Source organism: Azospirillum sp. TSO5 (assembly GCF_003116065.1).
Classification (GTDB): Bacteria; Pseudomonadota; Alphaproteobacteria; order Azospirillales; family Azospirillaceae; genus Azospirillum.
This window is the reverse complement of record NZ_LGQY01000076.1, coordinates 17,892-29,183: the sequence shown is the minus strand read 5'-3', so window position 1 is coordinate 29,183 and position 11,292 is coordinate 17,892. Positions and strand designations below refer to the sequence as shown.

11 protein-coding genes are annotated in these 11,292 nt (G+C 61.5%); 5 read left to right on the top strand and 6 right to left on the bottom strand.

What is annotated here, in order from left to right; genetic code table 11:
* Positions 1-52 precede the first annotated feature (52 nt).
* The 5 genes from TSO5_RS19885 to TSO5_RS19865 form a co-directional block, all read right to left on the bottom strand.
* Positions 53-1,288 carry a DUF87 domain-containing protein gene (locus tag TSO5_RS19885; protein ID WP_146203812.1) on the bottom strand — a complete coding sequence of 412 codons (1,236 nt, stop codon included), beginning with the start codon at positions 1,286-1,288 and terminating at the stop codon, positions 53-55.
* A 326-nt stretch (positions 1,289-1,614) separates the two neighbouring features.
* Positions 1,615-2,499, bottom strand: coding sequence for a ParB/RepB/Spo0J family partition protein (locus TSO5_RS19880; protein ID WP_109153177.1), 885 nt, complete (start codon positions 2,497-2,499; stop codon positions 1,615-1,617).
* Positions 2,492-3,574: an AAA family ATPase gene (locus TSO5_RS19875; RefSeq protein WP_109153176.1), complete on the bottom strand. Its 1,083-nt coding sequence runs from the start codon at positions 3,572-3,574 to the stop codon at positions 2,492-2,494. Before TSO5_RS19875 ends, TSO5_RS19880 begins: the two co-directional genes overlap by 8 nt.
* Before the next feature lie 737 nt (positions 3,575-4,311).
* Complete coding sequence (locus TSO5_RS19870) at positions 4,312-5,160, bottom strand: hypothetical protein (RefSeq protein WP_109153175.1); 849 nt, start codon at positions 5,158-5,160, stop codon at positions 4,312-4,314.
* Between the two features lie 5 nt (positions 5,161-5,165).
* A complete protein-coding gene (locus TSO5_RS19865; protein WP_109153174.1) occupies positions 5,166-5,390 on the bottom strand; it encodes a hypothetical protein in 225 nt (74 codons plus the stop codon).
* A 646-nt stretch (positions 5,391-6,036) separates the two neighbouring features.
* Here TSO5_RS19865 and TSO5_RS19855 point away from each other — a divergent pair.
* The 3 genes from TSO5_RS19855 (at position 6,037) to TSO5_RS19845 (ending at position 8,514) form a co-directional block, all read left to right on the top strand.
* Positions 6,037-6,447, top strand: a complete 411-nt coding sequence (locus TSO5_RS19855) for a transposase (protein WP_109153172.1) — start codon at positions 6,037-6,039, stop codon at positions 6,445-6,447.
* The gene (gene tnpB, locus TSO5_RS19850; RefSeq protein WP_109153171.1) at positions 6,444-6,791 is read left to right on the top strand and encodes an IS66 family insertion sequence element accessory protein TnpB; all 348 of its coding nucleotides are present in this window, start codon (positions 6,444-6,446) and stop codon (positions 6,789-6,791) included. Before TSO5_RS19855 ends, tnpB begins: the two co-directional genes overlap by 4 nt.
* Before the next feature lie 79 nt (positions 6,792-6,870).
* A complete protein-coding gene (locus tag TSO5_RS19845) occupies positions 6,871-8,514 on the top strand; it encodes an IS66 family transposase (protein ID WP_109153170.1) in 1,644 nt (547 codons plus the stop codon).
* A 219-nt stretch (positions 8,515-8,733) separates the two neighbouring features.
* On the opposite strand, the gene TSO5_RS19840 is transcribed toward TSO5_RS19845, so the two are convergent.
* Complete coding sequence (locus TSO5_RS19840; protein WP_109153169.1) at positions 8,734-8,991, bottom strand: ribbon-helix-helix domain-containing protein; 258 nt, start codon at positions 8,989-8,991, stop codon at positions 8,734-8,736.
* Between the two features lie 1,036 nt (positions 8,992-10,027).
* On the opposite strand from TSO5_RS19840, the gene TSO5_RS19830 reads away from it, so the two are divergent.
* Together TSO5_RS19830 and TSO5_RS19825 are read left to right on the top strand one after the other, a co-directional pair.
* Positions 10,028-10,678, top strand: a complete 651-nt coding sequence (locus TSO5_RS19830; RefSeq protein ID WP_109153167.1) for a response regulator transcription factor — start codon at positions 10,028-10,030, stop codon at positions 10,676-10,678.
* 54 nt (positions 10,679-10,732) lie between these two features.
* The gene (locus tag TSO5_RS19825) at positions 10,733-11,263 is read left to right on the top strand and encodes an oxidoreductase (protein ID WP_109153166.1); all 531 of its coding nucleotides are present in this window, start codon (positions 10,733-10,735) and stop codon (positions 11,261-11,263) included.
* Positions 11,264-11,292: the final 29 nt, after the last annotated feature.

The following is an 11,292-nucleotide window of genomic DNA, read 5'->3' as shown; positions in this document are numbered from 1 at the left end:
TCTTGTCATTCGTCATGCTTCGCAACATCGATCGAATCACAAGGGACTGAAATCACTCAATTCTTTTCGGGTCAGGCTCTAAGCGTCGGGGTTCGACTTTCAGCTTTTTGGCGGCGCGATCCAGAAAGATCGGGTCGACGCCGAGGACGAACTTTGTTCCCATCTGTGCGAGGATCTCGTCGGGAAAGTCCGTCAGGTTCTGTGATGAGAGGATCAGGCCGAGCCCGAACTTACGTGCCTCTCGAGCCCATACGCTGATGATATGATCAGCCTCAGGCGACACAAATTTGTGGCTTTCGTCGAGAAGAACGAACATGACGGTCTCTGGTTTCTGACCCTCTCCTCGGGCCGCTGCAAAGATGTCATCCAGAATGAAATCGACCGCCATCCTCTGGCCGTCGGACGAAAGCGCTGACAGATCGTAGCGCCAGATCGCTGCTGCTGGATCGAACTCGTATGTATCGGCTCGAAACAGTCCGGAGCGCTCCAGATTGCAGATCCGCTCGTAACAGCTTTGGAGGACCTCCTTGTTCCCGTAGCGGAACAGTGCGCTGACCTCCTGGCCATCGGACATACCTTCAAGGAACCGCTCGAACAGCTCACGGCATCTGTCCTTGAGCTTGTCGATGTCCACGCTGGTCTCCTCGCCACGGATCTCCTTCTTGATTGCGCGATCCATCGAGCGCAGCTTGCGGCTGAGATCGTCGAGCGCGGCAACGGTTTCTGAACTGGTGCCCAGAAACACCTGGGTCATCTTGCGCTCCATGAACCACTTGAGCGTCTTCACGGTGGGGTGTCGCTTGGGCATCTCAGGATTACGCCGGTCATCATAGCGCAGGTTCCACGTTTCAGGCCGGTCAGCGTGGAAGCCGAGGTAGGCGTAGAGGTCGAGTAGGATGTTGTGGAGGGTGTGCTCCTGCTTCGAGCCGAGCGGCCGGCTGGTCCGGCTGATTGTCTTTAGGAAGGTTTCGATGGCCCGAGTGACGCCACCGTAGTCCGGGTCCTCGCGGACGGTGAGAGGGTTCAGTCCTAGGTCGGACGTGGCGCTGAACCGGAATGAATCCTCGCCCGAAACGCCCATGTCACCGTGGGGATCGAGGACCACGAACCTGATCCGCGAGTTGACTAAAGACATGCCGGCCATAAGCCGGCGCAGGCGGGTGGTCTTTCCCGACCCTGATGGGCCGATCACCGTGAAGTGGGAGTTCATGACCTTTTCGGAGTCCCAGAACACTGGAATCTCTTCCGGGCCTTCAGCCGGCTTATAGGTGCCGAATTTGATCCGCACTACGCCCACTCCCGCTACGTCCGTTCGCTGTACGGGGCGGATAATAGAGATTTCGCGTTGGGTCGCGCGGCTCCGAAAGACGCTGAAATCCGGCGTCTTTCTACGGACCAGCCGGCGTCAACTGTTCGCATACGACGGTGCGTGGGTTGGGGCAGGGGGAGCGTGCCCAGCTGTGAGCCGTGCACCCTGTAGCTCAGACTTTACCCGACGTCGGGTAAAAGGAGAGGAGCGGGCGCACCGCCCTTGTCCACCCGTTTTTACCCGACGTCGGGTAAATGGTCGCCTCTACGAGCTATGGACAGATCCCGCGCGCCCAACGAGCGCAGTCACTCCCCGATGATTCCGGTGATCACATCTCGCAACCGCCGAAGATCGTCCACATCATCAGTGGACAGGTCCTCGGATCGAATTTCCTGCTTGGACAAGCTGGTCGCCATGGTGCGCCACTGCTTTCGGGCTCTCTCAATGGGCGCAGCCCTAGGCGCCGTCGCGGCTTCGGGAGCAGGGTTGTCGTCGCCCCGGGAAGCGGCCTTTGCTTTGCGAAGCTCTGCAACGCTCGCGCCGTTCTTGACCATGTCCCAAAGGCGCATCGTCACGGCCTCGTCGTCGATACCAAGAAGCTCCGACAACGCCGACTTCGAAACCTCCTTTTGAATGGCCTCGTACTCGACCAGGACGGCCGCGGGGAGCTTGACGATGTTCAGCAGGCGGGTGACCTCAGACTGGCTTTTACCTATAAAGCGCGCGAGGTCCTCTTGGGTTAGCTTCTCTCCCTTAGCCAATGCGCGCTCTTGCAGTCGCACGAGACCGCGACCGCTCTCGACGGGCGTGAGGTCGACACGTTGAAGGTTCTCGACAAGAGCGGTAACCTCCACATCCTCCCGGTCCGACACGATGATCGCGAGGATGTTATCTCGCCCGAGCAGTTGGTGGGCTCGGAACCGGCGTTCGCCGGCCACCAGCATGTAGCCACCTTCAGCACGCCGGCGGATCAAAACTGGCTGCTTCAGACCATGCCCGTCGATGCTGGCTGCTAGGCCAGCGAGCTCGGCTTCATCGAAGGTCTTCCGCGGCTGGTTCGGATTTGGGTGTATGTCCGCGAGCGGGACCTTGTTGATCTCCGGAAAATCGGGATTTGTAACCCGGTCAAGGTCGATCGATGCCGCTGCGAGACCGAATGCCGGGTTGGTGTTAGCGAACTTCTTAGCCATTCGTCGTCTCCAGGGCAGGGGCCTTAGCGAGCAGGGCGTGTGCGATGGAGCGGTAAGTCTCGATACCGTCGGCTTTCGGCACGATGGCAAACAAGGGCTTGCCGGTCTGAACCGCCTTGGCGAAGTCTTTGCGCTTCGGGATCGGGTCCCACACCTTGATGTGCGCGCCGAACGCAGCCTGCAGATCGCCCAGGGTTTGCACGTCGATAGTTGAGCGGCGCTCGAAAATGGCTGGCAGGATCCCTAGGATCTCTATCTTCGGGTTGCCGCGCCGTTTCACGTCTTGGATGGTCTTGATGAGGTGAGGGACACCGAGCACTGCCATCGGTTCGCAGATCGTCGGGATCAGGACCTGATCGGCGGAAATAAGCGCGCTCTCCGTGAGCCCCCCCAGATGCGGTGGGCAGTCGATGATGATAACGTCATACGACGGCTTCAAAGGGGCAAGGCGTTCGCCGAGAACCTTATCGCCTTGCGTCTGGCCGAATTTCAGCTGGCCCTCGGCCTGCGCCAAGGTGATCGAGCAGCCGATAAGGTCGAAGGCGCCATCGCAAACCTTCACCGGGAAGTGCACTGGATCAGCGCCTTCGTTGAGCAAGAAGTGGGTGAGGGAGCGCTGTTCGGCCTCCAACTGCATCGGGTTAACCGCGAGGCTCTGGGTCGAGCTCGCTTGCGGGTCGGCGTCAATCAGCAGAACGCGCTTCCCCATTTCGGCCAAAAGGAAGGCGAGGTTGCAGGAGCTGGTAGATTTGGTTACGCCGCCCTTTTGGTTGGCAAGCGCAAGAACCACGCATGCAGTCTGGTGAGCCGGCGGATTGGACGTGACACCAAATAGCTTGTCGCTGCTGGCCAGGAGGGCTTCGCGCAAACCGGGCACGAGCTTTCCCTCAGCTGCATTCGAGTTGGCTCGAACGAAGTTGGCGACGGCCGCTGGGATCTTCTCGCCCCCCGACTCCCAACGACTGATGCGGGCCCGGTCATAGCTTCGGCCGATGCCGTCGTTCAGCCAGTCCGCAAATTCGGCCTGAGATGCGCCGCGTTGCTCACGCACCGCCTTCAGCGTCAATCCTTCCATCACGCGGCCTCATTCTTCTCATAGGGTGGTGGTCTGGTCGGAGCATCGCAGGTGGCGGGATGTGCGTCAACAGCGTGCCGCTTATGCGTCACGCGTACAAGCGAAGTGCGGCAAAACGGTCACGATCACGTTTACCCTGCGGGATTCGTTTTACCCGACGTCGGGTAAACACCAAGGGCAGCGGACATTGGCGTCCAGCCGCATCCGTGGAAGCTCAAACAGGCATCGAGCAATGAGCGATGCCACTACAGGTGCTCTGGCGGGTCACATAACGCGTTAGTAGGTTTGCGCTGCGCGTTTGTATTCTTGAAAAGTGCTCTGGCGGTTCACAGGAATGCAGTTCAGTGCGGGCACGGGAGGTACAGCGCGAAACCGGACCCTGCCGTAGGGGCCAAGGAAGAAGGGGAAGGGAAGGGCGTGACCCGGTCAGCGCACGGCGCCAGTGGGGCGATTAAGGTCCTCGCGAAGAAGCCGGCGTAACCTCCCGCCCGGCGCGGCGCGCTCAATCTGGCCTAAAGGACAAAGCCGTGCAGATTGCCCGGCTGCGCATCCACCGTCAGGTAGAAATTACGACGTTTATCGACCCCGGCCACACATTTGCTAAGCTGCGCCGCTACGACCTCGCGCGGAGCCGGTTTTGAAGGCCAGGAGAGAGCCCACGGCGCAGCTGCTCTTGCGCGCGTCCGCGGCGAATGAGTCAGTTGTCCGCTTCAACCTCACTCCATGAGGCAAGACGATCAGAACGGCTTTACTGTAGCAGTCGATACGATCCGCCATGCCGGATCAGCGGCTATCAGGTGAGATGAGATCGCATTGATGTGGAGCTGACCATAGAGCACCAGGATACTGCGGTCGCGCGCGTCCTCAATCTCGCGAGCGACGCGCTGTTCACGCAACGTCGTGATCGCCGGCGGGAGCACCGCGTGTGCGTATCGACCTGATGTCGTGGTGGAGAGCAGGATCTGGAAGGCGGCGCGCACGCGGTTCTGAACCCAGCCGGGGAGGGTGTCGAATACTTCCCGCGCTTCTGCCAAGGTGAATGGCGCGTCAGGTTGGCGGTCGTGGGCGGACGGTGGGGTAGGGGGGAGTTCCGCGAGCAGCTCAGATAGCGTCACATCCACGTTGCGCACACCCGGCCCAGGCCGGCCAACAATGGCATCGTTGTCTTGGAGAACCAGTCCTTCGCCGAGTGCCGGCGCGAGCGTTTCGTACGGATGTGCCTCAGTATCCTCTAGGAGGTTTGGCGCACCTCCCAAACTGTTTAGGACATCGGAGAAAGCACCGTTGCCGCGGCCGACGTCGTCGCGGACGCCTTCGTAGAAAACGAGCCAACCTTCGCCCCGGCGGCGAGCGACTAGATCGGCTACGTCGCGGTAGAACTCCGGCGAAGCGATGTGGATCATGCCCTGCATCTCAACCTGGCGTGTGCCGTCCGTCAGCATTATGCGGGACAACTCCAGCGGCAGCGCGGAGGCAATCAAGGGGAGGGCAGTGAAGGTGGCAACGCCCACTCCGGCCACTGCTACAGGCACCGCGAGGATAACGGCACCGGTGATGCAAAGGACCTTGCGAAGGCGGCTTTTCATGGCAGTTACTCGCTGCTCCGGGCCGGTTCGGAGCCGAAGTAAGCTCCGGCTGCCTGCTGATCGATGATGTGACTGCCGCCCTTGCCGGCGACAGCGGCCGGGTGATGGCGAAGAGCAAGGAGGAGGGTGGCGAGGCTAATTCGGTCGGTGAACCACAGGTGCAGGGCCGTCAAGGCATATTGGATTGTCAGGCGGGGCGGGCGGAAATCGTGATCGGAGATGGTCTGCATGCAGCCTTACTCACCAGCCGAGTTGCGCTCGCGAAAGTACCAATAGGTGCCCATGACCAGGGTCACATAAGCGATAATTACGGTAGGAGACCACATGATTGCCACTTCAAGAGACCGGAACAGAGGTGTGTCGATGTAATCGGCAAGAAAGGCGAATTCGCTAGCATTAGCCTTTAGAAATTCATGATATCTCTCACGGTTCATATGGTAATAGATTGCACTAATTGGATGGTAGATAACTACCAGAGCCGCGACCAGTGTACCCTTATTCCGTAGCACCCACGCGATCATCTTGCGTCCTCCAGTTCTGGCGCAGCATCCTAGCAGCGGGGTTTGGTCGCCGCGCCGGAGAAAGACGGCGCTTTTCGAAGCCTTTCAGGCATACCGCCATGTTCTGGCGTCGGGGATGGACGCTTGTAGCTGGGCAGCGGCGTATAGTGGCCCCCGCGAAATGGGCAGTTACGCTCCATGAAGGCTGCTGGCAGGCTGCGGGGCGTGAATGCCTCGCAGTGCACCATTGTGACCTGAAGCGCGATCCGGCGGACTGGGGTACGCCTCCGGTGAGTGCCGCCTTGGCAAAATAGGGTCCGACGTCTGAGTTTTGCGTAGCGCGTCATCGCGCGGACGCAAACGAGTTGCAAACGTCATGGCTTATCAGCGGGTCGAGGTTCTGACGGGGACGGAGCGGCGGCGAAATTACACGCTGGCGGAGAAGGTCCGAATGGTCGAGGAGGCATTCCGCCCCGGCGTGGTGGTGACGGAAGCGGCCCGCCGGCTGGGCGTGCACGAAAGTCTGCTGTACCGCTGGCGAGGGCTGATGAAGGCGAGCGGGACCGCCGTGGCCGAACCGTCCAGCTTCGTCGCAGTGACCATCACGCCGGAGCCGACCGTAACCGAACCGCTGGTCGGAGAGCCCCCTGGAGCGTTGCCGCCACCGGCAAGGCCTGCGATAAGCCCGGCAGTCCTCGAGGTCATCCTGCCCAGCGGGGCACGCCTGCGTCTGGAAGGACCGGTCGATCCGGCTCTGGCGGCGGCCGTCGTCGGTGCCCTGGCATGATCCCGATGCCGAGTGGCGTGCGGGTATGGCTGGCCACCGGGCACACCGACATGCGCAAGGGCTGGGCGAGCTTGGCGTTGCTGGTCCAGGAACGCTTCGCCCAAGACCCGCACAGCGGCCATCTCTTCATCTTCCGCGGGCGCCGCGGCGATCTGGTGAAGATCATCTGGTATGACGGCCAGGGCAGTTGCCTGTTCATGAAGAGGCTGGAGCGGGGCCGGTTCATCTGGCCCACGCCGGCGGACGGCGCAGTGTCGATCTCGGTTGGGCAGATGGGCTATCTGCTCGAAGGCATCGACTGGCGCAACCCGCAGAAGACCTGGCGGCCCGAGGCCGCAGGGTGACTGCGACACGGTGAATCGACGGGCCGGTTCAGGGGGGATTGCGGCGGCTCGACGGTGCGATCCCGGGTAAACTGGCGCCATGACCGCCGCTTCGCCCCCTGCCGCCTTGACCGACGACATCGCCAGCCTGCGCGCCGCCTTGGCGCAGGCCGAAGCGCGGGCGGACGCCGCGGAAGCCGAAGCGGCGCGGGCCAGGGCGATGGCTTCGAACACCGAGGCGCTGATCGCCAGCCTGAAGCTGGAAATCGAGAAGCTCCGGCGCGAGCTCTACGGCACGCGCTCCGAGCGCAAGGCGCGCCTGCTGGACCAGCTGGAGTTCCAGCTCGAAGAGCTGGAAGCGACGGCCAGCGAGGACGAGTTGGCGGCCGAGCAGGCCGCGGCCAAGACCACCGCGGTGGCGGCCTTCACCCGCAAGCGGCCCTCGCGCCAGCCCTTTCCCGACCACCTGCCGCGCGAGCGCGTCGTTGTGCCGGCCCCGGCGAGCTGCCCGTGCTGCGGCTCGGACAAGCTGTGCAAGCTGGGCGAGACGATCACCGAGACGCTGGAGGTGATCCCGCGCCAATGGAAAGTGATCCAGACGGTGCGCGAGCGGTTCTCCTGCCGGGCCTGCGAGACGATCAGCCAGCCGCCGGCGCCGTTCCATGCCACTCCGCGGGGCTGGGCCGGTCCCAACCTGCTGGCGACCCTTCTGTTCGAGAAGTTCGGCCAGCATCAGCCGCTGAACCGGCAGGCCGAGCGCTTCGCGCGGGAGGGCGTGCCGCTCAGCCTGTCCACCCTGGCCGACCAGGTGGGCACCGCCGCGGCGGTGCTGAAGCCGCTGCACGACCTGATCGCGGCGCATGTGATGGCGGCCGGGCGGCTGCATAGCGATGACACGCCGGTGCCCGTGTTGGCCAAGGGCAAGACCGACACCGGGCGGCTGTGGGTGTATGTGCGCGACGACCGGCCGTTCGCCGGCCAAGCCCCACCGGCGGCGCTGTTCCACTATTCGCGCGACCGCAGGGGCGAACACCCCGAACGGCATCTGGCCGGCTTCTCCGGCTGGCTGCAAGCCGATGCGTTCGCCGGCTACAACCGGCTGTACGAACCCGACCGCCAGCCGGGGCCGATCCATGCCGCGCTATGTTGGGCGCATGCACGGCGCGGCTTCTTCAAGTTGGCCGACATCGCCGCGAACACCAAGCGCGGCAAGGATGCTCCGCCGATCTCACCACTGGCGCTGGAGGCCGTAAGGCGCATCGACGCAATCTTCGAACTCGAGCGCGCCCTGAACGGCAAGCCGACGGCCGAGCGGCTGGCGGCACGCCAGGAGCGTGGCGTCGCCCTGGTAGCCGCGCTGGAAGCTTGGATGCGGACGGAGCGCGCCCGGCTCTCCCGCCATGCCCCCGTGGCCAAGGCGATGGACTACATGCTGACACGCTGGGACGGCTTCACCCGCTTCCTCGGCGATGGCCGGCTGTGTCTCACGAACAACGCCGCCGAACGCGGCCTGCGCGGGATCGCCCTCGGGAGGAAAGCGTGGCTGTTCTGCGGCTCCGATCGCGGCGGGCAGCGAGCGGCGATCATGTACGGCCTGATCATCACGGCGAAGCTCAACGACGTCGATCCCCAGGCGTGGCTCGCCGACGTACTGGCCCGCATCAACGACATCCCCCAAACCCGCCTGCATGAACTACTGCCCTGGAACTGGAAAGCAATCCGCGAGCAGACGAAAGCTGCCTGACCGCGGCACTCACCGGATGCGTACGGACTGGGGATCGCGCGGGTGTACTTATCCGCGCGCGGCAGCATGCGGCAGAGGCTTGCGCCAAGCACTTGGATCACTCTGCCCAGCGACAGCAGGTGCCCTTTAGCATGAGCGACGTCACCGGAGCGGCCCCAACCTCATCCATCGCTTTGGATCGCAAGCAAAGCGATGGGCGTCCGGACCTCGGGCAGGGGTTCAGTTCGCGCGGAGAAGAATCGCTCCGGCTTCTTGCGCTTCGACAGCTGACCGGTAATAGGCGATTGCGAACATGCGCAGCGCCGTAGTCAGGCTGTCAGCCCCACGGCGGCGGTTGAGCTGCTCGACAAGGGTGGCCAGGTCAGTGTTCTGCCGGGCCGCGACATCCCGTAGCGCCTCCCAGAACTCTTCTTCAAGCTCGACGGTGATCCGCCGCCCGTCGAGGGCAAATACAACGGCGCTCGTATTCGTCTTCATAGCAGCCTGCCGCCATCCTTCTTGGAACGTAGTAGCGCCGGTCGACGGCGCACACTAGCTGACGCGGACGGCCCTATCCACGGCGGTGTTATCCCGCCAGGTATGGTCATGTACGGAGGAGCGGCCTTTTGCCAGGGATGCACCACAGTGAGGACACGACGATGCCGCTGCCACTTCTTTGTGGACCACGTGGTCGCGCCCACACTCGCAAGACACGAACGAAATGGCCCGGGAGCGCAGCTCCCGAGCAAGGACCCAAGCTGCAGCGATGGTAGTCGGCTCAGTGGTATGCGGGTCTCGTGATGCGAGGTGCAAATCATGAGAAACGATGAGCGCATTCACGTCGACACGGCGGTAGGCGGTGCTTTGCGTCAAACGGACGTAATGGCTCAGGAAGTTAGAAGCCTGACGTGCTGTGGCTGTTGTCCCTAAGAGATCGGCGACATCGGGGAGCGCCGACGCCGGTGGCGGCACATCGTGATGCTGACGATAAAGTTCTCGGATAGCCTCATCGGAAAGGCCGGTGTGCAGCCGAATGATCGGCAAGGGAAACCACCGCAGAATCATGCGGGCAGCCAGATCCGTATCCAAGGGCGCAGCGGCAGGTCGTTGCAGTGAGGCGGCCGACATTCAGAGACGCTCCTGTGGTGTACCGGATAAGTTGCTCGGGAAGGCTGGCGGAGCGCGTCCGTACCAACCCAACCATATGGGGAGCCCCCTACCAAAGAAGGGGTAGGGCGACCCTACCTGCGAGGCAGCCGAAGCGGCAACAGAAAAATGCTCAACTTTGTCACAGTTGGTGAAGATCGCGCCTAAGCCATTGACAAAGAAGCAAAAAAACGACGGGGTGTGCTAACCCTCGATGTAATTTCTGTAACAGGGGAATGCGGCTCCCATGGGAAGCGCGGAACGCGACCAGTCGTCCGGAGAGATCCCTACCCCACCGGAAGGAGTAGGGCGTTGTACCAAACGGGGAGCCTGTATATAGTGCCCCCAGTTTTGGGGGGTATTCGCATATCCATAGGTGGACTAAATAATGAGAATACTACTGGCCGACGATCATTGGTTTTTGTACGAGTCTATGGCCCGCTTGCTCAATGAGGAAATTCCCGGAAGTGAAGTAGTGGGAGTGGCGACTCTCGACGATGCTTTCAAGGAAGTCGATCGGGACAAGGCGTTCGATCTTATTTTATTGGATTTGAACATGCCGGGTATGGCCCCAGGTGGACAGGACCGGTTTTCTTGCATCGACCGGATAAAAGAGATGAGGCCAGATACACCAGTTGCGATCATCTCTGCCGAGGAGGACGAAGATATCGTTCAGGAGGCACTATCAAGAGGCGCTGCTGGTTATATTCCGAAGTCTCTGGCTCGAAACTCGCTCGTGGCGGCTATGCAGCTACTTGTCTCTGGAATGACGTTTTCCCCTCGCCCTGCCATCCAAAGAATTAGCAGCAACGCCGATAGCCGTGGTGAGCGAGGCCCTCAGAGAGGTGGCCAGAAGGGCGCAAGCCTTAGTGCCCGCGAGAGCGAGGTGCTTTCCTTGATGGTGCAGGGCCTTAGCAATAAAGCGATCGCTGAGCGGCTCGGAGTTAAGGAAGTAACGGTTAAAGAGCATGTAAGTGCGATACTAAAGAAGAGGGGAGCGAAAAGCCGCTTGGAGATCATCGCCGCAGCCGTTAGGTAAAACGCAGCAGACGCAGTTTCGACGTCGTTAGCAAACTAGGGGATAAGGGGTATCATGATCAGGACTGTGTACCGCTCTTTCTTTGTATTTCTATCGGTGGGGTGCGCTGTTGTTGCTTTCGACAGTGAACGACTCAGTGCCCCAGCTCAAGCAGCTGAGAGCTCATCACAGGATGCCGGCGCACCGATCCTAGTCGTTAGCGGCTCTACCGCCGGCGGTCAGGAGCGCAGCTATAGTAGGGAGGAGTTCGAGGCTATGGGGTTGGCAACCCTGACTACCCGGACGCCCTGGAACCAAGACCCAGTCGAGTTCTCAGGTGTCAAGCTGTCAACTTTCCTACGACAGATCGGCGCCAGTGGCCGGACGCTACGTGTGACCGCACTGAACGACTACGTTACGACTATACCTATTGAAGACGTTAAATATGATCCAATTCTCGCGACGCGGCGTGACGGGAAGCCGATGTCAATCCGTGATAAGGGGCCGATCTTCATCATCTACCCATTCGACGATGATAAGTCGCTGAATAGCGAGCTGTTCTTTTCTCGCTGCGCATGGCAGGTGAAATCCATACAGGTTGAGTGAAGATTTTCATGTTGCGGCCATGGACATTG

What these genes read in the sequence shown, in the direction of transcription:
- TSO5_RS19880 (WP_109153177.1), bottom strand. Translation starts at nt 2,499, where the DNA reads ATGGCTAAGAAGTTCGCTAACACCAACCCGGCATTCGGTCTCGCAGCG.
- TSO5_RS19875 (WP_109153176.1), bottom strand. Translation starts at nt 3,574, where the DNA reads ATGGAAGGATTGACGCTGAAGGCGGTGCGTGAGCAACGCGGCGCATCT.
- TSO5_RS19870 (WP_109153175.1), bottom strand. Translation starts at nt 5,160, where the DNA reads ATGAAAAGCCGCCTTCGCAAGGTCCTTTGCATCACCGGTGCCGTTATC.
- TSO5_RS19865 (WP_109153174.1), bottom strand. Translation starts at nt 5,390, where the DNA reads ATGCAGACCATCTCCGATCACGATTTCCGCCCGCCCCGCCTGACAATC.
- TSO5_RS19855 (WP_109153172.1), top strand. Translation starts at nt 6,037, where the DNA reads ATGGCTTATCAGCGGGTCGAGGTTCTGACGGGGACGGAGCGGCGGCGA.
- tnpB (WP_109153171.1), top strand. Translation starts at nt 6,444, where the DNA reads ATGATCCCGATGCCGAGTGGCGTGCGGGTATGGCTGGCCACCGGGCAC.
- TSO5_RS19845 (WP_109153170.1), top strand. Translation starts at nt 6,871, where the DNA reads ATGACCGCCGCTTCGCCCCCTGCCGCCTTGACCGACGACATCGCCAGC.
- TSO5_RS19840 (WP_109153169.1), bottom strand. Translation starts at nt 8,991, where the DNA reads ATGAAGACGAATACGAGCGCCGTTGTATTTGCCCTCGACGGGCGGCGG.
- TSO5_RS19830 (WP_109153167.1), top strand. Translation starts at nt 10,028, where the DNA reads ATGAGAATACTACTGGCCGACGATCATTGGTTTTTGTACGAGTCTATG.
- TSO5_RS19825 (WP_109153166.1), top strand. Translation starts at nt 10,733, where the DNA reads ATGATCAGGACTGTGTACCGCTCTTTCTTTGTATTTCTATCGGTGGGG.